This window comes from Herbaspirillum sp. AP02 (assembly GCF_015767275.1).
Classification (GTDB): domain Bacteria; phylum Pseudomonadota; class Gammaproteobacteria; order Burkholderiales; family Burkholderiaceae_D; genus Herbaspirillum.
In genome coordinates this window covers 128,744-154,104 of sequence record NZ_JADWMY010000011.1, presented here as the reverse complement: position 1 = coordinate 154,104, position 25,361 = coordinate 128,744, and the positions used below count along the sequence as shown (strand labels likewise).

25 protein-coding genes are annotated in these 25,361 nt (G+C 65.3%); 19 read left to right on the top strand and 6 right to left on the bottom strand.

The annotated features are described in order from the left end of the window. Positions 1-113: 113 nt before the first annotated feature. From I5R65_RS20205 to I5R65_RS20145, 13 genes are all read left to right on the top strand, one after another. Positions 114-851, top strand: coding sequence for a FadR/GntR family transcriptional regulator (locus tag I5R65_RS20205; RefSeq protein WP_231395266.1), 738 nt, complete (start codon positions 114-116; stop codon positions 849-851). 127 nt (positions 852-978) lie between these two features. Continuing rightward, positions 979-2,640, top strand: coding sequence for an ABC transporter substrate-binding protein (locus I5R65_RS20200; protein ID WP_180666971.1), 1,662 nt, complete (start codon positions 979-981; stop codon positions 2,638-2,640). A gap of 132 nt (positions 2,641-2,772) precedes the next feature. Beyond that, complete coding sequence (locus I5R65_RS20195) at positions 2,773-3,726, top strand: ABC transporter permease (protein ID WP_180666969.1); 954 nt, start codon at positions 2,773-2,775, stop codon at positions 3,724-3,726. A gap of 1 nt (position 3,727) precedes the next feature. After that, entirely contained in the window at positions 3,728-4,633 is a 906-nt protein-coding gene (locus I5R65_RS20190) for an ABC transporter permease (protein ID WP_180666967.1), read from the top strand. Beyond that, positions 4,630-5,721 carry an ABC transporter ATP-binding protein gene (locus I5R65_RS20185; protein ID WP_180666965.1) on the top strand — a complete coding sequence of 364 codons (1,092 nt, stop codon included), beginning with the start codon at positions 4,630-4,632 and terminating at the stop codon, positions 5,719-5,721. Before I5R65_RS20190 ends, I5R65_RS20185 begins: the two co-directional genes overlap by 4 nt. After that, entirely contained in the window at positions 5,714-6,715 is a 1,002-nt protein-coding gene (locus I5R65_RS20180; RefSeq protein WP_180666963.1) for an ABC transporter ATP-binding protein, read from the top strand. Before I5R65_RS20185 ends, I5R65_RS20180 begins: the two co-directional genes overlap by 8 nt. 75 nt (positions 6,716-6,790) lie before the next feature. Further along, positions 6,791-7,996, top strand: a complete 1,206-nt coding sequence (locus tag I5R65_RS20175; protein WP_180666961.1) for an amidase — start codon at positions 6,791-6,793, stop codon at positions 7,994-7,996. After that, the gene (locus tag I5R65_RS20170) at positions 7,983-8,498 is read left to right on the top strand and encodes an ureidoglycolate lyase (RefSeq protein ID WP_180666959.1); all 516 of its coding nucleotides are present in this window, start codon (positions 7,983-7,985) and stop codon (positions 8,496-8,498) included. Before I5R65_RS20175 ends, I5R65_RS20170 begins: the two co-directional genes overlap by 14 nt. A gap of 151 nt (positions 8,499-8,649) precedes the next feature. Beyond that, on the top strand, positions 8,650-9,546 hold the full coding sequence (gene rarD, locus I5R65_RS20165) for an EamA family transporter RarD (protein ID WP_180666957.1): 897 nt from the start codon (positions 8,650-8,652) through the stop codon (positions 9,544-9,546). Between the two features lie 40 nt (positions 9,547-9,586). Beyond that, positions 9,587-11,254: an energy-dependent translational throttle protein EttA gene (gene ettA / locus I5R65_RS20160; protein WP_180666955.1), complete on the top strand. Its 1,668-nt coding sequence runs from the start codon at positions 9,587-9,589 to the stop codon at positions 11,252-11,254. A gap of 98 nt (positions 11,255-11,352) precedes the next feature. Beyond that, the gene (locus tag I5R65_RS20155) at positions 11,353-11,697 is read left to right on the top strand and encodes a hypothetical protein (protein WP_231395265.1); all 345 of its coding nucleotides are present in this window, start codon (positions 11,353-11,355) and stop codon (positions 11,695-11,697) included. Between the two features lie 236 nt (positions 11,698-11,933). Further along, on the top strand, positions 11,934-12,848 hold the full coding sequence (locus I5R65_RS20150) for a bile acid:sodium symporter family protein (protein WP_180666953.1): 915 nt from the start codon (positions 11,934-11,936) through the stop codon (positions 12,846-12,848). Positions 12,849-12,963: 115 nt separating this feature from the next. Beyond that, positions 12,964-13,554 carry a molybdopterin-dependent oxidoreductase gene (locus I5R65_RS20145; RefSeq protein WP_180666951.1) on the top strand — a complete coding sequence of 197 codons (591 nt, stop codon included), beginning with the start codon at positions 12,964-12,966 and terminating at the stop codon, positions 13,552-13,554. 30 nt (positions 13,555-13,584) lie between these two features. Here I5R65_RS20145 and I5R65_RS20140 read toward each other — a convergent pair whose 3' ends face one another. After that, entirely contained in the window at positions 13,585-15,225 is a 1,641-nt protein-coding gene (locus I5R65_RS20140) for an acyl-CoA synthetase (RefSeq protein WP_180666949.1), read from the bottom strand. Positions 15,226-15,405: 180 nt separating this feature from the next. Here I5R65_RS20140 and I5R65_RS20135 point away from each other — a divergent pair, with 180 nt between their 5' ends. The 3 genes from I5R65_RS20135 to hisC all read left to right on the top strand — a co-directional run bounded on the left by I5R65_RS20135 (position 15,406) and on the right by hisC (position 18,002). Next, positions 15,406-16,080 carry a Crp/Fnr family transcriptional regulator gene (locus I5R65_RS20135; RefSeq protein ID WP_180667071.1) on the top strand — a complete coding sequence of 225 codons (675 nt, stop codon included), beginning with the start codon at positions 15,406-15,408 and terminating at the stop codon, positions 16,078-16,080. Between the two features lie 83 nt (positions 16,081-16,163). Next, complete coding sequence (locus I5R65_RS20130; RefSeq protein ID WP_180666947.1) at positions 16,164-16,826, top strand: hypothetical protein; 663 nt, start codon at positions 16,164-16,166, stop codon at positions 16,824-16,826. 93 nt (positions 16,827-16,919) lie between these two features. Continuing rightward, positions 16,920-18,002, top strand: coding sequence for a histidinol-phosphate transaminase (gene hisC / locus I5R65_RS20125; protein WP_180666945.1), 1,083 nt, complete (start codon positions 16,920-16,922; stop codon positions 18,000-18,002). A gap of 76 nt (positions 18,003-18,078) precedes the next feature. On the opposite strand, the gene I5R65_RS20120 is transcribed toward hisC, so the two are convergent. Next, positions 18,079-19,287, bottom strand: a complete 1,209-nt coding sequence (locus I5R65_RS20120) for a YbfB/YjiJ family MFS transporter (RefSeq protein WP_180666944.1) — start codon at positions 19,285-19,287, stop codon at positions 18,079-18,081. A gap of 80 nt (positions 19,288-19,367) precedes the next feature. Continuing rightward, a complete protein-coding gene (locus I5R65_RS20115; protein ID WP_180666942.1) occupies positions 19,368-19,967 on the bottom strand; it encodes an HD-GYP domain-containing protein in 600 nt (199 codons plus the stop codon). Between the two features lie 268 nt (positions 19,968-20,235). On the opposite strand from I5R65_RS20115, the gene I5R65_RS20110 reads away from it, so the two are divergent. Both I5R65_RS20110 and I5R65_RS20105 read left to right on the top strand, forming a co-directional pair. Then, complete coding sequence (locus I5R65_RS20110; protein ID WP_180666940.1) at positions 20,236-21,396, top strand: MFS transporter; 1,161 nt, start codon at positions 20,236-20,238, stop codon at positions 21,394-21,396. Between the two features lie 60 nt (positions 21,397-21,456). Further along, positions 21,457-22,152 (top strand): alpha/beta fold hydrolase, encoded by a 696-nt coding sequence (locus I5R65_RS20105; protein ID WP_180666938.1) that lies wholly within the window; start codon positions 21,457-21,459, stop codon positions 22,150-22,152. A gap of 74 nt (positions 22,153-22,226) precedes the next feature. Here I5R65_RS20105 and I5R65_RS20100 read toward each other — a convergent pair whose 3' ends face one another. Beyond that, a complete protein-coding gene (locus I5R65_RS20100; RefSeq protein WP_180666936.1) occupies positions 22,227-22,496 on the bottom strand; it encodes a hypothetical protein in 270 nt (89 codons plus the stop codon). 365 nt (positions 22,497-22,861) lie between these two features. After that, positions 22,862-23,836: a nitronate monooxygenase family protein gene (locus tag I5R65_RS20095; protein WP_180666934.1), complete on the bottom strand. Its 975-nt coding sequence runs from the start codon at positions 23,834-23,836 to the stop codon at positions 22,862-22,864. Positions 23,837-24,126: 290 nt separating this feature from the next. On the opposite strand from I5R65_RS20095, the gene I5R65_RS20090 reads away from it, so the two are divergent. Continuing rightward, complete coding sequence (locus I5R65_RS20090) at positions 24,127-24,282, top strand: hypothetical protein (RefSeq protein ID WP_166757989.1); 156 nt, start codon at positions 24,127-24,129, stop codon at positions 24,280-24,282. A gap of 128 nt (positions 24,283-24,410) precedes the next feature. Here the strand turns inward: I5R65_RS20090 and I5R65_RS20085 are convergent, their stop codons facing one another. Further along, positions 24,411-25,319, bottom strand: a complete 909-nt coding sequence (locus I5R65_RS20085) for a hydroxymethylglutaryl-CoA lyase (RefSeq protein ID WP_180666932.1) — start codon at positions 25,317-25,319, stop codon at positions 24,411-24,413. Positions 25,320-25,361 lie beyond the last annotated feature (42 nt).

Sequence of the window (25,361 nt, the reverse complement as noted above, 5' to 3'; positions counted from 1 at the left end):
CTGCATGCCCGCCAACGCCTTGGTGTACAAGGCTTTGCGGCTTGCGTGAAGGAAGGTGGCACGCTCGTTGCTGTAGACGTCTTCGCGGTCTGACCAGTCAGGCCAATCCGACCATGCTGGCCAGCCCGGCCAGCGTGGTCATCGAGGACGCCACCATGAGCATGCCCAATATCGCAGCACAGACCTTGCAGCGCCAGATTCTCAGCGGCACCTATGCCGCCGGCGAGATGCTGCCCAGCCAGCGCGAGCTGGCCGAGTCCATGGGCATCAGCCGCGCCTCCCTGCGCGAGGCCTTGTCGATGCTGGAGGCGCTGGGCTTCATCCGCTCCGTGCCTGGCAAAGGCACCCTGGTCACCGAGCGCCAGGATGGTCGCATCGCACCGCCGCTACTGTCCGTGGGCGCGGAAGACAGCAGTGCCCCCGAACTGGACCTGGCGGCGGTGTTCCAGCTGCGCCATGTCCTCGAATCGGCCGCCGCCGCGCTGGCCGCGCGCCACATCACCGCCCATGCCACGCCGCGCCTGTGGGGCATCCAGGCCCGCTTCGAGGATGCGCTCAAGAATCTCGACCTGGTCAGCGCGTCGCATGCCGACCTGGAATTCCATCAACTGGTCGCCGAACTCTCCGGCAACCCCGCCTTTGTCCAGGTGGTGCGCCAGTTCGAACGTCCCATCAGCCACAGCCTGCGCGTGCCATTTGCCGATCGCGAACGCATCTGGGCGCCCGCCGTGGAGCATCGTGCCATCGCCGCCGCCATCTCGGCAGGCGACATCGACGGCGCGCGGCGCGCCATGCAGGCACACATCACCAATGCCGCCGAACGGGTCGGCCTCGGTTTTTCGCCACCCTGACGCGGCGCCTGCGGGTGCTGCCTTTGCCGTGTTTGCCATGTTCGTCGCCTTTGCTGTTGTTGTCCTCGTGCCGTTTGCGTTTCATCTGTCGTTTCCATCGTCATCCCTCAACAAGGAAAGCACTGCCATGAAATTTCCCAAGACCGCTACCCTGACGCTGGCCTGTACCCTGGCCTTCGGCACCTTCGCCAGCCTGGCTGCCCTGCCTGCCCACGCCGAAAAGGTGTTGCGCATCGCCATGACCGCCGGCGACATCCCGCGCACGCTGGGCCAGCCCGACCAGGGCTTCGAGGGCAACCGCTTCACCGGCATCCCCATGTATGACGGGCTGACGCAATGGGACCTGTCCAAGGCCGACAAGGCCAGTGAGCTGATCCCCGACCTGGCCCTGTCCTGGCAGGTCGATGCCAAGGACAAGACCAAGTGGATCTTCAAGCTGCGCCCCGGCGTGAAATTCCATGACGGCTCGGCCTTCAATGCCGATGCCGTGGTGTGGAACGTCAACAAGGTGCTGGACAAGAACGCCGCCCAGTTCGACCCCAGCCAGGTGGGCGTGACCGCCTCGCGCATGCCCACCCTGCGCGGCGCCAAGAAGATCGATGACCTCACCGTGGAGCTGACCACCTCCGAGCCGGATTCCTTCCTGCCGATCAATCTGACCAACCTGTTCATGGCCTCGCCCGTGCAATGGGACAAGAAGCTGGCCGCCGTGCCGGCCTCGGTGACCGACAAGGCCGAGCGCTCCAAGCAGGCCTGGGCCGCCTTTGCCGCTGACGCGTCCGGCACCGGTCCGTTCCGCATGGCCAAGTTCGTCCCGCGCGAGCGGCTGGAAGTGGTCAAGAATGATGGCTACTGGGACCCGGCGCGCCGCCCCAAGATCGATCGCGTGGTGATGCTGCCCCTGCCCGAGGCCAACTCGCGCACCGCCGCCCTGATGTCGGGCCAGGTGGACTGGATCGAGGCCCCCGCGCCTGACGCGCTGGACGCCATCAAGGCACGCGGCTTCAAGATCTATTCCAATCCACAGCCGCACGTGTGGCCGTGGCAACTCTCCTTCGTCCCCGGTTCGCCCTGGCTGGACAAGCGTGTGCGCCATGCCGCCAACCTGTGCGTGAATCGTCCGGCCATGAAGCAACTGCTGGGTGGCCTCATGGGTGAAGCCACCGGTACCGTGGAACCCGGCCACCCGTGGCGCGGCAACCCCAGCTTCCAGATCAAGTACGACCCCGCCGCCGGCAAGAAACTCATGAGCGAAGCCGGCTACTCGGCGGCCAAGCCGCTGACGGTGAAGGTGCAGATCTCGGCCTCCGGCTCGGGCCAGATGCAGCCGCTGCCGATGAACGAGTTCATGCAGCAGAACCTGAAGGATTGCTTCTTCGATGTGCAGTTCGACGTCATCGAGTGGAACACGCTCTATACCAACTGGCGCATCGGCGCCAAGGACCCGAGTGCGCACGGTGCCAATGCGATCAACGTCAGCTTCGCCTCGATGGACCCGTTCTTCGCCATGGTGCGTTTCGTCGATACCAAGGCTGCGCCGCCGACCTCCAACAACTGGGGCTTCTACAGCAATCCGGAAGTCGATGCCCTGATCGCAAAGGCCCGTACCACCTTCGATCCCAAGCAACGTGATGCGCTGCTGGCCCAGTTGCACGCCAAGATCGTGGATGAGGCGCCCTTCGTCTGGGTGGCCCACGACACCGGTCCGCGTGCCATCGCCGCCAAGGTCAAGGGCGTGGTACAGCCGCAAAGCTGGTTCATCGATATCGCCACCATGAGCATGGACTGAGACTGAACCGCGTCAGCGGCGCCACCCTGCACGACATGCGCCGCTGACGTTTTTTGCACCTTGACGTTTTCTGCACCATCCCTTGTCTTGCGGCGCTGGTGCCGCTGATCCCGACCCGTCGCCGGAACCGCCATGATCGCCTACCTCATACGACGCATCCTCTACGCCCTGCCCATCATGCTGGGCGTGGCCTTTCTCTGTTTCATGCTGGTCCATATCGCCCCGGGTGATCCGCTGGTCTCGATCCTGCCGCCGGATGCTTCGGCTGACCTGCAAAAGCAGTTGATGGAACTCTACGGTTTCAACCGCAGCTATCCCGAGCAGTTCCTGAGCTGGGTCTGGCGTGCCCTGCATGGCGACCTGGGCAGCTCGATCGCCACCGGCCGGCCGGTGGCCGCCGAAGTGTTCAAGGCGGTCGGCAATACCTTCATGCTGGCGGCCGTGGCCACCCTGATCGGTTTCGTCTTCGGTTCGCTGTTCGGTTTCGTGGCGGGCTACTTCCGCAATTCCTGGATCGACCGGCTGGCTTCCTTCATCTCGGTGGTGGGCGTCTCGGTCCCGCACTACTGGCTGGGCATGGTGCTGGTCATCGTGTTCTCGTCCAGGCTGATGTGGCTGCCCGCCACCGGTGCCGGGCCCGATGGTTCGGGCGCGTGGGTGTGGGACCTGGAGCACATGAAATACCTGATCATGCCGGCCGTCACCATGTCCTTCATCCCCATGGGCATCATCGCCCGTACCGTGCGGGCGCTGGTGGCCGACATCCTGTCGCAGGAGTTCGTGGTCGGCCTGAAGGCGCGTGGTCTGTCCGATGCCGGTGTGCTGCGCCATGTGGTCAAGAACGCCGCCCCCACCGCGCTGGCCGTGATGGGCCTGCAGCTGGGTTATCTGCTGGGTGGCTCGATCCTGATCGAGACCGTGTTTTCCTGGCCCGGTACCGGCTTCCTGCTGAACCAGGCGATCTTCCAGCGCGACCTGCCGCTGCTGCAGGGAAGCATCCTGGTGCTGGCCCTGTTCTTCGTCGCGTTGAACCTGCTGGTGGATATCCTGCAAACCATCTTCGACCCCCGTATCGAGCGAGCCTGACATGAATCTCACCACCCCCGTCTCCGCCCTCGCCGCTGCCGATGCGCAGGACGCTGCCCTGCGGCGCTCGCGCGGCCACTGGGCCAACGTGGCCGCACGCCTGGTGCGCAACCCCGGCGCCATGATCGCCGCCGGCATCCTGCTGCTGCTGATCTTCGCCGCCGTCGCCGCACCCTGGGTGATGCCCAGTGATCCCTTCGCCACCTCGATGTTTGCGCGCCTGAAACCCATCGGCACCGCCGGTCACCTGCTGGGGACCGACGAACTGGGCCGCGACCTGTTCTCGCGCCTGCTGCTGGGCGGGCGACTGTCGCTGTTCATGGGGATCACGCCGGTGCTGCTGGCCTTCGTGATCGGTAGCGCCCTGGGCATCCTGGCCGGTTATGCGGGCGGCTTCACCAATACCGCCATCATGCGCAGCATCGACATTCTCTATGCCTTTCCCTCGGTGTTGCTGGCCATTGCGCTGTCCGGCGCCCTGGGTGCGGGCATCTTCAACGCGCTCACCTCGTTGACCATCGTCTTCGTGCCGCAGATTGCGCGTATCGCCGAAAGCGTCACCACCCAGGTGCGCCGCAGCGACTATGTCGATGCCGCACGCGCCTCCGGGGCCGGCGCCTTCACCATCGTGCGGGCGCATGTGCTGGGCAATGTGCTGGGACCGATCTTCGTGTATTCCACCAGCCTGATCTCGGTGTCGATGATCCTGGCCTCGGGCCTGTCCTTCCTCGGCCTGGGCGTGAAGCCGCCCGAGCCGGAATGGGGCCTGATGCTGAACACCCTGCGCACCGCCATCTATACCCAACCCTGGGTGGCGGCCTTGCCGGGTGCCTTCATCTTCGTGACCTCGATCTCCTTCAACCTGCTGTCCGACGGCCTGCGTTCGGCCATGGAGGTCAAACAATGAGCCTGACCAATCTTCTTCCCGGCGAAGACAAGCGCGATGTCGGCGGCCCGCGCCAGCCATTGCTGGGCGTGCGCGCGCTGCTCAAGCACTTCCCGCTCAAGCAGCAGGGCCTGCCCTTCCAGCGGGGACCGGCCAATGCCGTGCGTGCCGTCGATGGCGTGAGCTTCGACATCATGAAGGGCGAAACCCTGGGCGTGGTCGGCGAGTCCGGTTGCGGCAAGTCCACCACTGCCCGCGTGCTGATGCAGTTGATCCAGCAGGACAGCGGCGAGCTGGTGTTCGACGGCCAGACCGTCGGCTCGCGGGCCTTGCCCTTGCGCCAGTTCCGGCGCCAGGCGCAGATGGTGTTCCAGGACAGCTATTCTTCGCTCAACCCGCGCATGACCATCGAGGATTCGATTGCCTTCGCGCCCACCGTGCATGGCCTGCCGGCACGCCAGGCCATCGCCCGCGCGCGCAGCCTGTTGGCTCGCGTCGGACTGCAGCCGGAACGTTTCGCCGGACGTTATCCGCACGAGCTCTCCGGTGGTCAGCGCCAGCGCGTCAATATCGCCCGCGCCCTGGCGCTGGAGCCGCGCCTGGTGATCCTGGACGAAGCCGTGTCGGCGTTGGACAAGTCGGTCGAGGCCCAGGTGCTGAACCTGCTGCTGGACCTGAAGCAGGAATTCGGCCTGACCTATCTTTTCATCAGCCACGACCTGAACGTGGTGCGCTTCATCTCCGACCGCGTGCTGGTCATGTACCTGGGCCAGGTGGTTGAGGTCGGTCCGGCCGAGCAGGTGTTCGACGCGCCCCGCCATCCCTACACGCGGGCGCTGCTGCGGTCCATGCCCAGCATGGACCCTACCCGCCGCACCGAGGAAGCCCCGCTGGCGGGAGATCCGCCCAATCCCATCAACCCGCCCTCCGGCTGCCGCTTCCATACGCGCTGCCAGTTCGCGCAGGAAGTCTGCAAGCAGCGCGCCCCGAGTTTCGTCGAGGCGACGCCCGGGCATGGCGTCGCCTGCCTGCGCTATGAAGCCGACAGTGGCTACGAGGCCACGGCTTTCGAGGCCGGCATGATCATCGAGGAGCCACAACATGGCTGAACAAGGCAAGCAATCCATGGTGCGCCTGCAGGACCTGCGCGTGAGCTTCAAGGCGCCCGGCAAGACCATCCGCGCCGTCAGCGGGGTGGACCTGGAAGTGGGCGAGGGCGAGGTGGTGGCACTGATCGGTGAGTCCGGTTCGGGCAAGAGCGTCACGCTGCGTTCCATCATGCGCCTGCATCCTGAAGCACGCACCCGCATCGAGGGCCGGCTGGAAGTCGATGGCCGCGACGTGCTGGCCATGAACGGGCGCGAACTCTCGGCACTGCGCGGCGATGCGGTGGCCATGATCTTCCAGGAGCCCCTGCTGGCGCTGGATCCGGTCTATACCGTGGGCGCGCAGATCGTCGAGACCATCCGCCGCCACCGCAAGGTTTCCGCCGCAGAGGCCCGTGCCCAGGCCCTGGCCCTGTTCGAAAAGGTGCGCATCCCCAGCCCGGAGCGGCGCCTGGATGCCTATCCGCACGAGATGTCGGGCGGCATGCGCCAGCGCGCCATGATCGCGCTGGCCCTGTCATGCGCACCCAAGGTCTTGCTGGCCGATGAACCGACCACCGCGCTAGATGCCACGGTGCAGATCCAGATCCTGCTGTTGCTGCGCGACCTGCAGCGTGAGCTGGGGTTGTCGATCATCTTCGTCACGCACGATATCGGCGCCGCCGTCGAGGTGGCCGACCGCATCGCCGTGATGTACGCCGGTCGCATCGTCGAACAGGGGCCTGCCGCCCAGTTGCTGACCCGGCCGCGCCATCCCTACACCATGTCGCTGCTGCAAAGCCGCAGTCACGGTGCCATGCAGAAGGGCCAGCGCCTGCAGACCATCCCCGGGGCCCCGCCGGATCTTGCCAATCTTCCGCCCGGCTGTGCCTTCGCCGAACGCTGTGCCCACGCCCGACCGGATTGCCTGAGCCAGCAACCCCCCGAGCTGAAACTGGATGCGCAGCATGCGGTACGCTGTCTGCGCGCGCAGGAACTGCAGTTCGCCGCCGCCTGAGAGATGGCCGCTGCCTGCCCTGCATCCTGACCATCCCGACCACCTCGATCACTCTGACCTGACAAGGACCTTTGCATGACCGCCGATGCCCACGCCGTTGCTGCCGTCTCCGCCCGCTGTTTCGTCCCCTATCCGCCCGTGCCGCTGGAGCACGCCGCTGCCGGCCCGCTGGCCGGGGTCCGCCTGGCCGTGAAGGATATCTTCGATGTGGCCGGTTACCCCACCGGTTGCGGCAACCCGCACATGCTGGCCATGTCCGGCATCAAGGTCTCCTCGGCGCCGGCGGTGCAGGCACTGCTGCAGGCCGGCGCCCACTTCGTGGGCAAGGTCTATACCGATGAACTGGCCTTCTCCATGAATGGCAAGAACGCCCACTTCGGTACCCCGCGCAACGGCGGCGCACCCGATCGCATTCCCGGTGGCTCCAGTTCCGGTTCGGCCTCGGCGGTCTCCAACGGGCTGGCCGATCTTGCGTTGGGCACCGATACCGGTGGTTCGGTGCGCGTGCCGGCCAGCCATTGCGGTCTGATCGGCCTGCGTCCCACGCATGGTCGGGTGTCGCTGGACGGGGTGATGGACCTGGCCAGCAGCTTTGACACCTGCGGCTGGTTTGCCCGCGACATGGGCGTGTTCAGCCGCGCCGGCGAGATCCTGCTGGGCCCTGACAGCGCGCCTCTGCCCGAGCAGCCGCGCACCATGGTCGCGGCCGATGTGCTGGCCCTGCTGGAGCCGCGCGTGCAGGATGTGTTTTCGCAGGCGCTGGATCGGCTGGCCGGCGTGATCGGCACGCCGCAACCGGTGAAGACCGCCGCGCCTTCCTTCGACACCTTGTACTGGGCGTTCCGCCACATCCAGGGCTATGAGGCCTGGCAGGCCCATGGCGAGCAGATCCGCCGTCATGATTTCCAGCTCGGTCCGGGTGTGGCCGAACGCTTCTCGTGGTCGGCCACCATCACGCCGCAGCAGATGCAGCAGCATGGTGCTGTGCGCGCCAGCTTCCGCGAGTTCTTCCACCGCCTGCTGGGCCAGGATGGCGTGCTGCTGCTGCCCAGTGCACCGGACGTGGCACCGCTACTGACCGACTCCGAACAATCGCTGGAAAACTATCGCAACCAGGCCGTGCGCATGCTCTGCCTGGCCGGGCTGTCGGGTTGCCCGCAGATTTCGCTGCCACTGATGCGCCTGGATGAGGCGCCCTTCGGTTTGTCGCTGATCGCCCCGGCCGGCAGCGACCGCTCCCTGATCCGCTATGCCGCGAGACTGATGCATGAGTGCGCCTGATCCCACGCCGCGGGTGGTGCTGGCGCAACCGCTGACGGCACGGGCCTTTGCGCCCTACGGCGACCTGATCGCGCCGGGCGAGGCCGGGCGCGAGATCAACTTCGGCACCACCCAACGTTTCGATGACGTGGCCCGGCTGGACGTGCAGGAGCAGGGCGGGCTGGCCTGCGTGGCCCTGTTCCGCACCGACGCGCAGACGCATCGGGCGCCCTATCCGCTGCGCGCCTTCGAGCGCCATCGCCTGGGCAGCCAGAGCTTCATCCCGCTGGGGGCCAGCCGTTGCCTGGCGGTGCTGGCCGGCAGTGGCGAGACCCCCGACGAGGCGGCCATCGTCGCCTTCCTGATCGAGCCCGGCCAGGGTGTGACGCTGCGGCGTGGTGTCTGGCATCACCCGCTGATCACGGTGGGTGCGGCTGACGTGCTGGTCATCGAACGCGCAGCGGCCAGCGAGGATTGCCAGGTCATGGCCATGACCACGCGCGTGGATGTGCGGCTGGACTAGTCGGCCTGCTGGTCCGGCTCATGTTGAGCCTGGGCAAGCTGCGCCAGGCGAATCCTGCAATAATGATGGATTGTCACGGCCTTGATCAGTCTTGCGCATGCCCGGCATGTGCGCTGTACGTCGGCCGCCTTCCTTCTTTCCTGTCACCGTCATGCTGCATGCAGTCGCCGCCTCCGTCCTGTGGGGCCTGTTCCCGCTTTACTTCAAGTTGTTGAAGGAGGTTTCCTCCTTCGATATCGTGGTGCAGCGCCTGTTCTGGTCCTGCGTGTTCCTGGCGGGGGTGCTGGCCTGGCGGCGGCAGTGGCGCTGGCTGGGCGAGGTGGCGCGGCAGCCCAGGGTAGTGGCCGGCTGCCTGCTGTCGGCGCTGCTGCTGAGCGGCAACTGGACCCTCTATGTCTGGGCGGTCAATGCCGGTCGCATCGTCGATACCAGCCTGGGCTATTTCATGAGCCCCCTGATGAGCGTCTTCATGGGTTACCTCATCCTCAAGGAGCGCATGCGCCCGCTGCAATGGCTATCGGTGTTCCTGGCGCTGGGGGCGGTGCTCTGGCTGACGCTGGCCAACGGCAGCCTGCCCTGGATTTCGCTGTTGATCGCCCTGTCCTTCGCCTTCTATGGCCTGCTGCGCAAGACCGCCCACCTCGGCCCGCTGGAAGGGCTGTCGCTGGAAACCCTGCTGATGCTGCCGCTGGTCCTGCTGTTGCTGGGCATCGATAGCCTGCGCGGCAGCAATGCCTTCACCCACGCCTCCACCACCGCCCAGGTCCTGCTGGTGCTGTCCGGTCCCATCACGGCGGTGCCACTGCTGTTGTTCGCCCATGGTGCGCGCCGCATCCCGCTGTCCATGCTGGGCCTGATGCAGTACATCTCGCCCACCATCCAGTTGCTGGGCGGGGTGCTGATCTATGGCGAACCCTTCACCGGCGCCCGCGCCATCGGCTTTTGCGTGATCTGGGCGGCGCTCGCGGTATACTCCGCCGAAGGCTTGTGGCGCTACCTGCGCTCGCGCGCACAAAGCTCGACCGAGCCCGGCGCCGGCAGCGCCTGAACACCGGCTCATCGTTTCCCTCTTACTGGCAACTCATACCATGGCCCAATACGTCTTTACCATGAACCGCGTCGGCAAGATCGTGCCGCCGAAGCGGCAGATCCTCAAGGACATCTCGCTGTCCTTCTTCCCCGGCGCCAAGATCGGCGTGCTCGGCCTGAACGGCTCGGGCAAGTCCACCCTGCTCAAGATCATGGCCGGCATCGACAAGGAAATCGAGGGTGAAGCCATCCCGATGCCCAACCTGAACATCGGCTACCTGCCGCAGGAACCGCAACTCGACGCCGAGAAGACAGTGCGCCAGGAAGTCGAAAGCGCCCTGGGCGAAGTCTTCGAAGCCCAGGCCAAGCTGGATGCCGTCTACGCCGCCTATGCCGAGGAAGACGCCGATTTCGACGCCCTGGCCACCGAGCAGGCACGGCTGGAGGCCATCATCGCTGCCGCTGACGGCAACAGCCTGAACCAGCAACTGGAAATGGCCGCCGACGCGCTGCGCCTGCCGCCGTGGGATGCCAAGATCGGCGTGCTCTCGGGTGGTGAAAAGCGCCGCGTGGCACTGTGCAAGCTGCTGCTCTCCAAGCCCGACATGCTGCTGCTGGACGAACCGACCAACCACCTGGATGCCGAATCGGTGGACTGGCTGGAGCAGTTCCTGCAACGCTTCCCCGGCACCGTGGTGGCCATCACCCACGATCGCTACTTCCTCGACAACGCCGCTGAATGGATCCTGGAACTGGACCGTGGCCACGGCATCCCCTGGAAGGGCAACTACAGCACCTGGCTGGAACAGAAGGAAGCCCGCCTGAAGCAGGAAGAATCCAGCGAATCGGCGCGCCAGAAGACCATCGCCAAGGAACTGGAATGGGTGCGGCAGAACCCCAAGGGTCGCCAGGCCAAGAGCAAGGCACGTCTGGCCCGCTTCAACGAACTGTCCGAGTACGAATACCAGAAGCGCAACGAGACCCAGGAAATCTTCATTCCCGTGGCCGAGCGCCTGGGCAATGAAGTCATCGAGTTCAAGGATGTCAGCAAGGGCTATGGCGACCGCCTGCTGATCGACAACCTGAACTTCAAGATTCCGGCCGGCGCCATCGTCGGCATTATCGGCCCCAACGGCGCCGGCAAGTCGACCCTGTTCCGCATGCTGGCCGGCCGCGAGACCCCGGACAGCGGTGAACTGGTGCTCGGCCCCACCGTCAAGGTGTCGCTGGTGGACCAGTCGCGTGAAGACCTGGGCAACAAGAAGACGGTCTTCGAGGATGTTTCCGGCGGTGCCGACATCCTCACCGTGGGCCGTTTCGAAATGCCGTCGCGTGCCTACCTGGGGCGCTTCAACTTCAAGGGCGGCGACCAGCAGAAGGTCGTCGGCAACCTCTCCGGTGGCGAGCGTGGCCGCCTGCACCTGGCCAAGACCCTGCTGCAGGGCGGCAACGTCCTGCTGCTGGATGAACCGTCCAACGACCTCGACGTGGAAACCCTGCGTGCCCTGGAAGATGCGCTGCTGGAATTCGCCGGCACCGTGCTGGTGATCTCCCACGATCGCTGGTTCCTGGACCGCATCGCCACCCACATCATCGCCTTCGAGGGCGATTCCCAGGTCACCTTCTTCGACGGCAACTACCAGGAGTACGAAGCCGACAAGAAGAAGCGCCTCGGTGAAGAAGGCGCCAAGCCCAAGCGCATCCGTTACAAGCCGGTGACGCGTTGATCGTCTGACCGATCCGTCCCAGAGAAACGCCGCTGAACGTCGCTGACGTCAGCGGCGTTTTTTTCGCCGGCGGGGATGGCGTGTAAAGAGTTGTAGAGATGCATGACGTGGCCCGTGCCGATGGCTACCATCCCAGCATCACAGGAATCCTCGGGGGGACGTCGATGAAGACGCGTCAGGTGCTGGCCATCTGTCTGCTGCTGGGTGCTTGCGCCAGTTCGCAACCGGTCACGCAGATCGACAAGGACACCTATCTGCTGGTGGCCAGCTCGCGCTGGCACGGCAACGAGGGCGTGGCGATCCAGGGCGTGCAGCAGGCCGACGACTGGTGTCGCCAGCGCGGACGCCGCGCACGCGTGACCGGCAGTGAGCGCTCCGACGGCGTGATCGGGGTGATGCCGCCGAAGGTGATGTTGAGTTTCAAGTGTGATCCCTTGCCCTAGGGCCCGTTCCCATGGCCCGGGAGTGGGCAGAAAACGCCCCGCGCGGGTAGAATCACGCCCTCGCGCCCACCAGGCGCCCGGTCGAGAAGAGGCCGCCGTCCTATCCCGGGCGCGATGATCTCTCCTTCCTCGTTCGCGTCATCCGCGCACCCGATAAAAAATTCGCGCCACCTGGCTCCCCTGGCATCGTTTGCCATCGGGTCCCAGGACTGTCTCCATCATTCATCCGCCCTGACATGCTCGCCACGATTACCCGCCTCTTCCCCGTGTGGGCGCTGCTGCTTTCCGCCGCCGCCTATTTCTCGCCGCCGACCTTCACGCCCCTGGGCAAATACATCACCCAGCTCCTCACCCTGATCATGCTGACCATGGGCGTGACGCTGACGGTGGATGACTTCAAGCGCATCATCAAGCGCCCCGCGCCGGTGGCTGCCGGCATCATCCTGCACTACCTGGTCATGCCGCTGGCCGCCTGGGTCATCGCCAAGGTGCTGCGCATGCCGCCTGACCTGACCGCCGGCATGGTGCTGGTGGGCAGCGTTGCCTCCGGCACCGCCTCCAATGTGATGATCTATCTCTCGCGTGGCGACGTGGCGCTGTCGGTCACCATCTCCACGCTGTCGGCGCTGGTGTCGGTGTTTGCCACGCCGCTGCTGACCGAACTGTATGTGGACGCTTCCATCCACTTCGACGCGCATGCCATGCTGATGTCCATCGTGCAGATCGTGGTGGTGCCCATCGCCGTGGGCCTGGTATTGAACATCTTTGCCGGCCGCCTGATCCGCCGTATCGAACCCTACCTCTCGCTGGTGTCGATGGTGGCGATCCTGCTGATCATCTCGGCGGTGGTCGCCGGCAGCCAGGCCAGCATCGCCTCGGTCGGCCTGGTGGTGCTGGTGGGCGTGATCCTGCATAACGGCCTGGGTTTGCTGGGCGGCTACTGGGGTGGTCGCCTGCTCGGCTTCGAGGAAGCCGTGTGCCGCACCCTGGCCATCGAGGTGGGGATGCAGAATTCCGGTCTGGCGGCTGCGCTGGGCAAGCTTTACTTCACCCCGGTGGCGGCCTTGCCGGGCGCGCTGTTCTCGGTGTGGCACAACCTGTCGGGTTCGCTGCTGGCCGGTTACTGGCGCGGTCGCCCACCGCGTGACTGAGGCCTGATACTCGCTTGATACGACGCGGCCCGCTCCCGGATGGAAGCGGGCCGTTGTTCATGGGTCGTTATGTGCCTACAATCGGCCACATTCATCATCCAAGGAAGGGACCATCATGCAAAAACGCCAGTTCATGCGCCTGGGCGCCACTCTGCTGGCCACACCGGCCGCCCTGCCGGCGCTGGCTGCGGACAAGAAGGCCGGTGGCTCCGGGCCGGTGTTGCTGACCGTCACCGGCGACATCGGCAACAGCAATCGCGGCGCCCTCGATCCGGCGCTGGACCAGATGATGGCCAAGCAGAAACTGAGTTTCGACAAGGCCTATACCTTCGACTTTGCCGCCCTGTCGGCCCTGCCTTCGGTGGAAATCCACCCCACGCTGGAATACGACCGCCGTCGCCATAGCCTGCGTGGTCCCTTGTTGTCGGAGGTGTTGCGTGTCTGTGGCGCCCCCGCCGCGCTGCAGAACTGCGCCCTGCGCGCCGTGGATGGCTATGCGGTGCTGGTGTCCGCAGCCGACATCGCCAAGTACCGCTTCATCGTCGCCACCCACCTGGATGGCAAGCCGATTCCGCTGGGCGGGCTCGGCCCGCTGTGGGCGGTCTACGATGCCGACAGTTTCCCGGAGATGACTGCACGCCCCTTGCCGGAACGTTTCGGCCAATGCCCGTGGGGCCTGTACCACATCGCCGTGCGCAAGGCCTGATGCAAGCGTCGGTGAACGCGCCGACGCGCTTCAGACATTGATGGCGCTGTCCGACTTCATCCGCTTGCGCAGTTCGAACTTCTGGATCTTGCCGGTGGAGGTCTTGGGCAACGGGCCGAAGTAGATCGCCTTGGGCACCTTGAAGCCGGCCAGGTGGCCACGGCAGAACTCGGCCAGTTCGGCCGCGCCGATGTCGGCACCTTCCTTCAGTTCGACGAAGGCGCAGGGGGTCTCTCCCCACTTCTCGTCCGGCTGTGCCACCACGGCGGCTGCCAGTACGGCCGGGTGGCGGTAGAGCACGTCTTCCACTTCGACGCTGGAGATGTTTTCACCACCGGAGATGATGATGTCCTTGCTGCGATCCTTGATCTTGATGTAGCCGTCGGCATTCATCACGCCCAGGTCGCCGGTGTGGAACCAGCCACCGGCGAAGGCTTCGTGCGTGGCCTTGTCGTTCTTCAGATAGCCCTTCATGCAGATGTTGCCGCGGAACATGATCTCGCCGATCTCCTCGCCATCGGCGGCCACCGCTTCCATGGTGTCCGGCGAGAGTACCGTCACGCCGCTCTGCAGGTGATAGCGCACCCCCTGGCGCGACTTCAACACCGCCCGCTGGTCCACCGACAGGCCGCTCCAGTCATCCTGCTCGGCGCAGACCGCCGCCGGCCCGTAGACCTCGGTCAGGCCATAGACGTGGGTCAGTTCGAACTGCATCGCCTCCATCTTGGCCAGCACGGCTGCCGGTGGCGGCGCCCCGGCCACCATCGCCTTGACCGGGCCGCGAATGCCGGCGCGCCAGCCCTCGGGCGCATTGGCCAGCGCCGCATGGACGATGGGTGCGGCGCAGTAATGGGTGATGCCGTGCTCGGCGATCAGGTCGAACACCAGCTTGGGCTCGAACTTGCGCAGGCAGACGTTCACCCCGGCGCGCGCGGCGACCGTCCACGGGAAGCACCAGCCATTGCAATGGAACATGGGCAGCGTCCAGAGATAGACCGGGTGCTTGGGCAGGTCCCATTCGAGGATGTTGGACACTGCATTCAAGGCCGCGCCACGATGGTGATAGACCACCCCCTTGGGGTCGCCAGTGGTGCCGGAGGTGTAGTTCAGGGCAATCGCATCCCATTCATCGGCCGGCATCTGCCAGTCGAATTGTTCGTCACCGCTGGCCAGCAGGGCTTCGTATTCCAGGTGACCGAAGCGTTCGCCGGCCACCGGTGGCGGGCCCAGTTCATCAAAGACTTCGACGATCTTCAGCGCCGGTAATTGCGTGCGCAACTGCTGCGCCAGTGCGGCGAATTCGCTGTCGATCAGCAGTACCCGGGCTTCGCCATGGCGCAGCATGAAGACGATGGATTCGGCGTCGAGCCGGATGTTGAGTGCGTTGAGCACGGCACCGGCCATCGGTACGCCGAAGTGCGCCTCCACCATCGCCGGAGTATTGGGCAGCATGGCCGCCACGGTGTCGTTCTTGCCCACGCCCAGGCCTTGCAAGGCGCTGGCCAGGCGGCGCGTGCGGCGGTAGGTCTGTTCCCAGTCCTGACGCAGTGCGCCGTGGATGATGGCGGTGCGCTTGCCATACACGGCGGCGGCACGCGCGATGAAATCGATGGGGGTGAGGGCCGCGTAATTGGCGGTATTGCGGCCGAGGCCGGTGTCGAAATCTGCCATGTCTGTCTCCTAGCGGCGGGGATGGTGGGGCGGCGACCTTGTGCATTTTTTATCAGTCGCGCATCAGCTTCATAGGGTAGCACTGAAGCCGGCTTGCGCTTTGTCATCACGACGACAAGGCTGACATGCGACAATATCCAGCGTTTTCCTCCTTCCCCCCAGCCCCTCATGAGCAGCAAGATGGCGCAGCTTCTGCAGCAATACGACTGGTTCGCCGCGCTGGCGAGCGAGCATCGCACGCTGGCTGCTGCCACCACCCAGCTCACACGCTTTGCCGCCGACGCCTTCGTGGCCCGGCGCGGCGAGCTCTCGCAATACTGGATCGGCGTGCACGAGGGCCTGATCAAGCTGGCGGTCTACAACATCGACGGCCGCAGCAGCACGCTGTCGGGCGTGCCCGAAGGCGGCTGGTGCGGCGAGGGCAGCGTGATCAAGCGCGAGCCGCGCCGCTACGACGTCATCGCCATCCGCGCCTCGCAGATCCTGCTGGTACCGGCCGATACCTTCCATCGCCTGATGGCCGAGAGCCTGCCCTTCAATGCCTTCGTGATCGGCCAGCTCAACGAACGCATGGGCCAGTTCATCGCCACCGTGCAGAACGAGCGTCTGCTGGATGTGGATGCCCGCGTAGCACAGGCGATTGCGCAACTGTTCCATCCCATGTTGTACCCGCGTACCTCCAAGGTGCTGGAACTGTCGCAGGAAGAGATCGGCCTCCTGACCGGTCTGTCACGCCAGCGCGTGAACCAGGCCATGCGCCACCTGGCAGAACTGGGGCTGGTAGAGATTTCCTACCAGAGCATCCGCGTGGTCGACCTCGATGGCCTGCGCGCCTTCGGCATGGCCTCGCTATGAGGCGGCGCAGCCTGTCACCGCAACGACAGTCTGGCGGCCAGGCCTGGCATACCATCGGCCGACCTTCCCGGAACTGAATTCCCATGGCCATCGTCACCCACCATCACCTGCAATTGCGCGAACTGCGTTTCGCCGCGCCGGCGCGGGTGCGGGTGTGGAAGGGCGCAGCCACGCTCAGGAGCGGCAATGTCACCATCGAACTGAGGGAGGGCGAGAGCTTCACGGTCCCGTCCTTCGTGCGCTTCTCCTGCCTGGCCCATCCACGCATGGCGGCGCAGGGCATGCGTCCGGCCGTCTGGTCGCTGGCGCTGGAGACGCAATCCCCGGCTGACATGGAAAGTGCGGCCGATGCCAGCAAGCCCCATGCACGTCGCCTGGCCGCCGCGATCTTCGCGCGACCTGCCGCCGACTGGCGCGCCGAGGGCATTGCCCGTGACTGGCAGATGAGCCCGGCGCGCCTGCGCGCGCTGCTGTTCGCCGAAGGCGAATCGCTGCGCAGCCTGGTGCGTGAGCAGCGCGTGGCCTGGGTCCTGGCCGGGCTGGCGCGCATGGAAGATGCCGGCGCACCGCCTGCGATGGCCGGATTTGCCTCGCTGGCGGCGCTGCAACGGGCTTGCCAGGAAGCCATCGGCCTGCCGCCGGAGATTGCCCGGCGCGCCATCTCCCTGCTCAGCAGCACGCCCGTGCAGGTCGCACCGTCGCGCCAGGACGAGGCGCGCAAGCCGCGCTACCGCCCCTATTTCTGAGATTTCCGGCGCGCAGTCCGCCGCCCGGCGGCAAGTTTGCTACCATCTGCGCTTTCCCTCAATTCTGTGTGGCCCGTTACGGGCCGATTTCTCATGAGCAAGTTCTGGAGCCCCATCGTCAGCCGCCTGACGCCCTACACCCCCGGCGAACAACCCAAGATCGCGCGCCTGGTCAAGCTCAATACCAACGAGAGCCCGTATGGCCCGTCGCCGCTGGCGCTGCAGGCCATCGCCCGCGAAGTCAGCGACAGCCTGCGCCTGTATCCCAATCCGGATGCCGAGCCGCTCAAGCTGGCCATCGCCCGCCGCCATGCCGCCGACGGCATCAGCGCGCGCGAGGTGTTCGTGGGCAACGGCTCCGACGAAGTGCTGGCGCATGCCTTCCAGGCCCTGCTGCAGCATGGCAAGCCCATCCTGTTCCCGGACATCACCTACAGCTTCTATCCGACCTACGCCGGCCTGTACCAGGTCGAGTATCGCGCCGTGCCGCTGGCCGAGGATTTCACGCTGCGCGCCGATGACTACATCGGCCAGGGCGAGGCCATCGGCGGCATCATCTTCCCCAACCCGAACGCGCCCACCGGTTGCCTGCTGGGCCTGGAGCAGGTCGAGCGCATCCTGCAAGGAAACCCGGAGCGGGTGGTGGTGGTCGATGAAGCCTATATCGATTTCGGCGGCCAGAGCGCCATCCCGCTGGTGCAGCGCTATCCCAACCTGCTGGTGGTGCAGACCTTCTCCAAGTCGCGCGCGCTGGCCGGCATGCGGGTCGGTTTTGCCATCGGCCACGCCGACCTGATCGATGCACTGGAGCGGGTCAAGAACAGCTTCAACTCCTATCCGCTGGATCGCCCGGCGATTGCCGGCGCTACCGCCGCCATCGAGGACGAGGACTATTTCCAGAAGAGCTGCGGCATGGTCATCGCCAGCCGTACCGCCCTGGTGGCGCAACTGGAAGGCCTGGGCTTCCAGGTCCTGCCGTCGGCCGCCAACTTCGTCTTTGCACGCCATCCACAACATGATGCGGCCACCCTGGCGGCGGCGCTGCGCAGCGACGGCATCATCGTGCGTCACTTCAAGACCGAGCGCATCAACCAGTTCCTGCGCATCACCATCGGTACCGACGCGGATTGCGGCACGCTGGTGGAGGCATTGGGTCGTTACCTGGGGCAGGGCTGATCGCTGCGGGCGTCGGCCCGCGGTGCAGAAAACCTCAGGCAACGCGTGGCGCTCGTTCCGTGCGCCGCGTCTCACCTCAGCCCAGCGGCCGCTGGCGCCACGCCACCAGGGACCCGGCCAGCAGCATCAGTGCGGAAAACACCAGTCCGCGTTGCAGCCCACCGGCGCCATCGGCGATCCAGCCGACGATGGACGGACCGATGATCTGCCCGACCGCGAAGACGATGGTGAAAGCGCTGATGCCGGCCGGCCAGTCCGAGGGCGGCAGGTTGTGGCGCACCATGGCCGTGGTCGAGGCCACCGCAGAGAGAAAACATCCCCCGAAGAGCAGGCCGGAGGCGAACACTGCCAGCGTCGCGTCGGTCGTGGCCGGCAGCAGCGTGGCCACGCACAGCAGGCCGTTGAGGATGGCCAGCGACTGCCCGCCACGGAAGCGGTCCAGCATGCGCGCCCAGATGCGTGAGGAGGCGAAGGTGGCCGCGCCCAGCAGCGCAAAGAAGAGCGTGATGCGCGCCGGTGCCATGCCTTCTTCCTTGAGCAGAGCGATGACAAAGGTCATGTAGCCGATATAGCCCAGTCCGAAAAAGAGATAGCCGACCAGTCCGTATAGCAGGCTGCGTGCGCGCCAACGGCTGGCGCCGGCCGCCTGCGCCGGGCTGGTCGGCATCAGTCGCGCCGGCAATGCCATGACCACGCTGGCCGCCAGCGCCAGTACGCCCAGCAGTATCCAGGCCGATTGCCAGGGATGGGGCGCGCCCTGTGCCAGGGCGGCGTCCATCACGGGTGGCACCAGCAGTGCGGCGGCGACGATGCCGATGCCGGTGCCACCGTAGTAGAGCCCCAGCAGCAGGCCTGCGCGTTGCGCATGCAGCGCCGCCAGGCGGCTGACCAGCAGTCCCCCCGAGACGAAGATGAACGCACTGGTCACGCCCGTGACCATCCGCAGCAACAGTTGTAGCAGTGTGTCCGTGGTCAGGGCCGGCAGGAAGGACAGCAGCGCCGTCCCGAAGGCGCCTGCAATGAGCACCCGGTGCGCCTGGAAGCGGCGCATCAGCAATGGCGTCAGCAGCGCGCCCAGCAGGTAGCCCAGGGCATTGCCGGTGTTCATGCCGCCGGCCACCAGATAAGGCCAGCCGAGGTCGGCGCGCATCGGTGCCAGCAGCAGGGCGTAGGAAAAACGCGCCAGGCCGAGTGCCACGGCGGTGCCAAGCGACAGGGCCAGGGCAGTCAGGATGGGGTGGCGCAGGATGAAGGGCGAGGGCGCATGCGCAGCGTGGCTGGTCATGGGGTGGCGTCTCCGGGCGGTCTTGTTATGGCGCCCAGTGTAGCCGATGCAGCAGGGATGCACGCTGCATCGGTGGCGGTTCAACTGGCAATGGGGCGCCAGTTGTGCTCCTGTACCACGTGCAGGCAGGCGTCCACTACCACCGGATCGAGACGGCTGCCACGCTGGCGCTGGATTTCTTCCAGCGCCACGGCCATGCCCAGCGACTTGCGGTAGGGGCGGTCGGCCGACATCGATTCGACGATGTCAGCAACGGTCAGGATGCGCGATTCGAAGGGCAGGGCGTCGCCGCTGATGCCACGCGGATAGCCGCTGCCGTCGAGGTATTCATGGTGGCACCAGACGATCTCGGCCAGGTTGAAGGGGAAGCTGATCTTGTTGAGCATCTCGTAGCCGAATTGCACGTGGGTCTTGAGCACGCCATATTCGTCGGCCGTGATGCGGCCCGGCTTGGTGAGCAGCTCCAGCGGTATCCTGGCCTTGCCGATGTCATGCACCTGGGCCGCCATGTGCAGCACGTCGATGCGCTCGGCCGGCAGGCACAGATGCCGCCCGATCATGACCGCCAGCTCGGCGGTCTGGTCTTCGTGATTGGGCGTATAGCCGTCAGTGAGCCGATGCATGGCGATCAATGCATCGATGACTTCCTGATAGATCTTGTTCGGTTCTGAAACTGGCATTCCTGTCCCTGCGAGATTGCAGCCGCCGGCAGCGTCGGTCGCTCAGAGCTGCGGTTCGATCCGTGATCTGCAAGGCGGCATGCGCCCTTCTTGCAAGCTGGCAGGTCCGTTGGCTTCTGATTGGCCGCCCGCAGACGGCCCTGCACCGCGGTGTCCGACAGCGCATGACGATGCGCTTTCCCGGTTGTCGGATAATAGCGGTTTGCAATACTGAAACTCATTTCAGGAAAGAAATGATTTTTGCGCAGTTTACATTCCTGACCTATCGATGACAACCAAGCCGTCTCCTTCCCGTCCTGCTTCTCCCTCGCGTCTGATCTGGCGCAAGTTTGCCATTCCCCTGTTTTTCCTGCTGCTGGGAATCGTTTTTGCCACCTGGGCCGCACGCATTCCCGCCATCCGGGATCATTTGCAGCTGGATGCGGCTACCCTGGCGCTGGTGCTGTTGTGCGGCGGAATCGGCGCGGTCGGTTCGTTTCCGCTGGCGGCCTGGATCACCGCACACTACGGGGCGCGCCATAGCACCCTCTACGCCGGGCTGGCGCTGCTGGTGTCGCTGCCGCTGCTGGGCCTGGCGCCGGGACTGGCGAGCCTGATGCTGGTGTGCACGCTGTATGGCGCAGCCTCCAGTTGCTTCGACGTCGCCATCAACGCGCTCGGTGCCCAGGCCGAACGCGATGCCGGGCGACCCATCATGTCGATGCTGCACGGCTGGTTCTGCGTAGGGACCTTCTCGGGCGCGCTGGCTGCCAGTGCGGTGGCGGGGCTGGGCATCGCTCCGGTCTGGCATTTCCTGCTGGTGGCGGCGCTGTTCCTCTATCCCCTGCATGCGGCCTACACGGCCCTGCCTGACGACCGCCCGGAACACGATCCGCAGCGCAAGCTCTTCGCGGTACCGCACGGGCATCTGGTGGTGCTGGGGGTGATCGCCTTTTGCGGGGCCATCGTCGAGGGTTCGGTGGCCGACTGGAGTGGCATCTACATGAAGGACCATATCGGCGCCAGCGATGGCACCACGCCGCTGGCCTATGCCGCCTTCGCCGGCATGATGCTGATCATGCGCATGGTCGGTGACGGCCTCAAGGCCCGTTACGACGCGCGCCGCGTGGTCTGGGTCGGCACCCTGGTCGCCAGCGTCGGCATCGCGCTGGCGGTGGTCGCGCCGGGCATGGCCGTGGCTATCGTGGGTTTTGCCATCGCCGGTACCGGCGTGGCGGCGGTGTTTCCCTTCGTCTTCAGTGCTGCCGGCCGCCACGGTTCGACGGCACTGGCGGCAGTGGCCACGCTGGGCTATAGCGGTAGCCTGATCGGGCCGCCGGTATTCGGCTTCCTGGCGCATGGCTGGGGTCTGCAGGCGGCGCTGGCGCTGCTGGGCGTGCTGTGCCTGGCCATGGCCGGCTCCAGCCGGCGCGCGCTATGGCTGCAGTAGATGGCGCGGGCGCCTACAATGGCGCCTCTTTTTGGTACAACGGATGCAAGGAAAATCACGATGCGCAACCTGGTCCTGCTGCCGGGCTTCATGCTCAACGAACACCTGTGGGACGACATGCAAGGCGATCTCGCCACGCTGGGCTCCCTGACCTTTGGCGACCTCGGCCAGGACATCGGCGTCCAGGCCATGGCCGATGCGGTCCTGCGGCAGGCACCGGAGCGTTTCGTGTTGTTCGGCTTTTCCATGGGAGGCTTCGTGGCCCAGGCGATTGCCCTCAAGGCGCCCGAGCGCGTGCTCGGGCTGGCCTTGCTCAATACCTCTTCGCGCCCGCAGACCGAGCGTGAATCGCAGGGCACGCTGGCCCAGATCGACATGGCCCAGCGCACGCCCTTCAAGGGGCTGACCTCGCGGGCGCTGGCTTCGTCGCTGCATCCGGCGCGCAGTAGCGACCGGACGCTGCTGGACCGGCTGCAGGCGATGGCACTGGCCAACGGCAAGGAAGTCTTCCTGCGCCAGCTGCAGACCCTGCGCGACAGCAATGCGGAAGAGCTGCAGCAATTGCAGTGCCCGGTCCTCATCGTCAGCAGTGATGAAGACAAGTTGCGCAGCGTGGAGGAATCGGAAGAGATGGCACGACGGATACCGCAATCGTGCCTGGAGATCATCGGCGATAGCGGTCACATGACGCCGATGGAAAAGCCGCAGGAGTTGTTTGCCATCATCTCGGACTGGATCGTCCGTTCAGATCTGTAATCTCTCCCGGGGGCGCGGGACGCAGGCGGAGCGGCCCGCTCATCCGGCGCGCGGCCTGACAGCACTCTGTCTGCTCAACCTTCGTCGAGCTCCTTGCGCGGGGCACCGGCTGCCCGGCCGCCCGCACCCTTGTTGACTTCGTCCAGACCGCCCGTACCGCGCAGGTCGGTATCGACCTGGCCCTTGCGGATATCGTCGTAGGCCTGGCGGATTTCCGGGCGGTCTACCTGATGGCCGCTGCGCGCCGGGTCCTGGCGGTCAACGTTCTGGTCTTGCTCATGCGGTAGTCGGGGTTTGTCGTGTTTCGGATGACGATCTTTTCTGGTTCTCAGGAAGCTGGTCATGTTGGGGTCCTCGCATCAAATGGTTGACTCTTCTTTTGCTGCAGGGCAGGTACCGTGAGGCGTGACTACGGCGGGTCACAAGCTCATCAGCTACCTTGCGCATGCACGAAGCGAACAAATACGACCGGACCCCGTACAAGAAGTGCCGCCAGTTACAAGGCAGGATGCAAAATAGGATTCTGTCCGACAGACGATTCGCACAAGGCGAGCGGCAAGAGCGTGGTAGGGCGATGAACTCGTCCGTGGGATGCGCCAGGACTGGGCGCGTTCCCCCGCGCTGGTGCAGAGATGCACAAAAAGAGAAAGGCGGATGGGGTCACCCATCCGCCTTTGCTCAAACCATCAATACTCCGCCGTGCAGGCCCCTACAACGCCAGCCGGGCGCGCGCTGCGCGGTATTCGGCTTCCAGCCGGTCCACCATCTCCGCGACACCGGGTACGTCCTCCATCAGTCCCACTCCCTGACCCGCGCCCCAGATGTCGCGCCAGGCCTTGGCCTTGCTGCCGCCGCCTGAGCCGAAGTTCATCTTGGTCTTGTCGGCCTCGGGCAGGTTGTCCGGGTCCAGCCCGGCATTGACGATGGACTTCTTGAGATAGTTGCCGTGTACCCCCGTGAAGAGGTTGGTGTACACCACATCGGCCGCGGTGGAGTCGACGATGGCCTGGCGATAGGCTTCATCGACGTTCGATTCGCGGGTCGCCAGCCAGCGCGAGCCCATGTAGGCGAAGTCGGCGCCCATGGCCTGCGCGGCCAGCACGGCGTCGCCCGTGGCAATGGCGCCGGACAGCACCAGCGGCCCCTGGAACATCTTGCGTACCTCGCCCACCAGCGCGAAGGGAGACAGTGTCCCGGCATGACCGCCGGCGCCGGCCGCCACCAGGATCAGGCCATCGACCCCGGCTTCCAGCGCCTTTTCGGCATGGCGCAGGGAAATCACGTCATGCAGCACGATGCCGCCATAGCTGTGCACGGCATCCAGCATTTCCTGCGGCGGCGCGCGCAGGCTGGAGATGATGACGGGGACCTGGTGCTTGACGCAGGTGGCCACGTCCTGGGCCAGGCGGTCGTTGGACTGGTGCACGATCTGGTTCACCGCAATCGGACCGACCTTGCGCTCCGGATGCTGCGCCTGCCACTGCGCCAGTTCGTCCTGCAACTGGGTCAGCCAGACATCCAGCTGCTCTGCCGGCCGGGCATTGAGCGCGGGAAACGAACCGACCAGCCCGGCCTTGCACTGGGCCGCGACCAGCGCAGGACCGCTGGCGATGAACATGGGCGAGCAGATGATGGGCAGGCGCAGATCTTGCAATGCTTTGGGGTAAGCAGGGGCTGGTGGCATGGTCGTCTCTCGTTGGTTGTCGTTATATCAAGGCACAAGGCCGCTTTTGTCGGACGATTATAGGATAAAAGTCGAAAAAATATAACGACCGTGCTTTTTGTTGCGCGAATGGGAAATTGCAGGAAATTATTTATATGATTTACTGTCTTATCCCGGCCATGTGCTATGTTTTCCACAAGCTTGGCGTAAAACAGGCCACGCAGGCGCCACCGGGGGCGTGTTGCGGGTCCGGCACAGCCGGAGGGGCCATGCCCGAGTTTCATCAGCCGTCATTTGTCGTAGGGGGAATCATGCAAAACTTCGATCTGGTCAACGTCCTCATCATCGTCCTGGCTGCCGTCGCACTGATCGCCGGCGCCGTGCTGCACAAACGCGCCTTGAAGAAGGCGCTGATCGAGGCCGACAAGTTGCCGGTACGCGGATTGCGTCGTTATCGTCAGCAGTGAGCAAACTGCAATAAGGAATAAGCGATGGCGCGGCGGCTGCTCATGGCAGCCCCGCGCCGTTCTGCTTGCCAGCTGTCAGTCGGTCGGTACCATCACTGCAACTGAGGCGACTGTCCAACAGTGCCGCCTCACCCCACCCGCTTTGCCGCCATCGCATTTCCCGCACGGCTGACCGACTTGCGTCCCAGGTGCTGCGAGATGAACTGTCCCGCATCGACCACCGCATCCAGGTCCACGCCCGTCTCTATCCCCAGGCCGTTCATCATGTACAGTACATCTTCGGTGGCGACGTTGCCGGTTGCGCCCTTGGCGTAGGGGCAGCCGCCCAGGCCGGCGACGGAGGCGTGGTAGATGCTGATGCCGACCTGCAGGCTGGCGTAGATGTTGGCCAGCGCCTGTCCATAGGTATCGTGGAAATGGCCGGAGAGTCCTTCGATATGGAATTCGCGGATCGCCGTTTCCATCACCGGGCGCACCTTGTCCGGCGTAGCCACGCCGATGGTGTCGGCGATGTCGATCTCGTCACAGCCCAGCTCGCGGAAGCGCCGGACGACATCGGCCACCGCCTCCAGCGGGACCTCACCCTGGTACGGGCAGCCGAAGGCGCAACTGACCGCCGCACGCAGGCGCTTGCGATGGGCCTTGGCGGCCTTGGCGACTTCGGCGAATCGGTCGATGGATTCAGCGATGGAGCAGTTGATGTTCTTCTGCGAAAACGCTTCCGAGGCCGCGCCAAAGATCACCACCTCATCCACACCCGCTTCCAGCGCCGCCTCGAAGCCCTTCATGTTGGGCACCAGCGCCGAATAGACCACGCCCGGCTTGCGCGTGATGCCATGCATGACCGCGGTCGAGGTCGCCATCTGCGGCACCCACTTGGGCGAGACGAAGGAGGCCGCTTCCACATTCGGGAAACCCGCCGCCGTGAGACGGTCGACCAGTTCGATCTTGATCGCGGCGGAAATGGTTTCCTTCTCGTTCTGCAGACCGTCGCGGGGTCCGACTTCGACGATCTTCACTTTCTTGGGCAGGTTCATCTGGCTTGTCTCCGTTGGCTGTGTTCGTGGGAATTCTTGTTC

Bases quoted from the DNA above. Each gene is read 5' to 3' on its own strand.
- I5R65_RS20085 (WP_180666932.1), bottom strand. From the start codon at position 25,319: ATGAACCTGCCCAAGAAAGTGAAGATCGTCGAAGTCGGACCCCGCGAC.
- hisC (WP_180666945.1), top strand. From the start codon at position 16,920: ATGAGCAAGTTCTGGAGCCCCATCGTCAGCCGCCTGACGCCCTACACC.
- I5R65_RS20090 (WP_166757989.1), top strand. From the start codon at position 24,127: ATGCAAAACTTCGATCTGGTCAACGTCCTCATCATCGTCCTGGCTGCC.
- ettA (WP_180666955.1), top strand. From the start codon at position 9,587: ATGGCCCAATACGTCTTTACCATGAACCGCGTCGGCAAGATCGTGCCG.
- I5R65_RS20205 (WP_231395266.1), top strand. From the start codon at position 114: ATGCTGGCCAGCCCGGCCAGCGTGGTCATCGAGGACGCCACCATGAGC.
- I5R65_RS20115 (WP_180666942.1), bottom strand. From the start codon at position 19,967: ATGCCAGTTTCAGAACCGAACAAGATCTATCAGGAAGTCATCGATGCA.
- I5R65_RS20200 (WP_180666971.1), top strand. From the start codon at position 979: ATGAAATTTCCCAAGACCGCTACCCTGACGCTGGCCTGTACCCTGGCC.
- I5R65_RS20140 (WP_180666949.1), bottom strand. From the start codon at position 15,225: ATGGCAGATTTCGACACCGGCCTCGGCCGCAATACCGCCAATTACGCG.
- I5R65_RS20110 (WP_180666940.1), top strand. From the start codon at position 20,236: ATGACAACCAAGCCGTCTCCTTCCCGTCCTGCTTCTCCCTCGCGTCTG.
- I5R65_RS20190 (WP_180666967.1), top strand. From the start codon at position 3,728: ATGAATCTCACCACCCCCGTCTCCGCCCTCGCCGCTGCCGATGCGCAG.
- I5R65_RS20095 (WP_180666934.1), bottom strand. From the start codon at position 23,836: ATGCCACCAGCCCCTGCTTACCCCAAAGCATTGCAAGATCTGCGCCTG.
- I5R65_RS20105 (WP_180666938.1), top strand. From the start codon at position 21,457: ATGCGCAACCTGGTCCTGCTGCCGGGCTTCATGCTCAACGAACACCTG.
- I5R65_RS20180 (WP_180666963.1), top strand. From the start codon at position 5,714: ATGGCTGAACAAGGCAAGCAATCCATGGTGCGCCTGCAGGACCTGCGC.
- I5R65_RS20175 (WP_180666961.1), top strand. From the start codon at position 6,791: ATGACCGCCGATGCCCACGCCGTTGCTGCCGTCTCCGCCCGCTGTTTC.
- I5R65_RS20155 (WP_231395265.1), top strand. From the start codon at position 11,353: ATGCATGACGTGGCCCGTGCCGATGGCTACCATCCCAGCATCACAGGA.
- I5R65_RS20130 (WP_180666947.1), top strand. From the start codon at position 16,164: ATGGCCATCGTCACCCACCATCACCTGCAATTGCGCGAACTGCGTTTC.
- I5R65_RS20120 (WP_180666944.1), bottom strand. From the start codon at position 19,287: ATGACCAGCCACGCTGCGCATGCGCCCTCGCCCTTCATCCTGCGCCAC.
- I5R65_RS20185 (WP_180666965.1), top strand. From the start codon at position 4,630: ATGAGCCTGACCAATCTTCTTCCCGGCGAAGACAAGCGCGATGTCGGC.
- I5R65_RS20170 (WP_180666959.1), top strand. From the start codon at position 7,983: ATGAGTGCGCCTGATCCCACGCCGCGGGTGGTGCTGGCGCAACCGCTG.
- I5R65_RS20150 (WP_180666953.1), top strand. From the start codon at position 11,934: ATGCTCGCCACGATTACCCGCCTCTTCCCCGTGTGGGCGCTGCTGCTT.
- I5R65_RS20100 (WP_180666936.1), bottom strand. From the start codon at position 22,496: ATGACCAGCTTCCTGAGAACCAGAAAAGATCGTCATCCGAAACACGAC.
- I5R65_RS20195 (WP_180666969.1), top strand. From the start codon at position 2,773: ATGATCGCCTACCTCATACGACGCATCCTCTACGCCCTGCCCATCATG.
- I5R65_RS20145 (WP_180666951.1), top strand. From the start codon at position 12,964: ATGCAAAAACGCCAGTTCATGCGCCTGGGCGCCACTCTGCTGGCCACA.
- I5R65_RS20135 (WP_180667071.1), top strand. From the start codon at position 15,406: ATGGCGCAGCTTCTGCAGCAATACGACTGGTTCGCCGCGCTGGCGAGC.
- rarD (WP_180666957.1), top strand. From the start codon at position 8,650: ATGCTGCATGCAGTCGCCGCCTCCGTCCTGTGGGGCCTGTTCCCGCTT.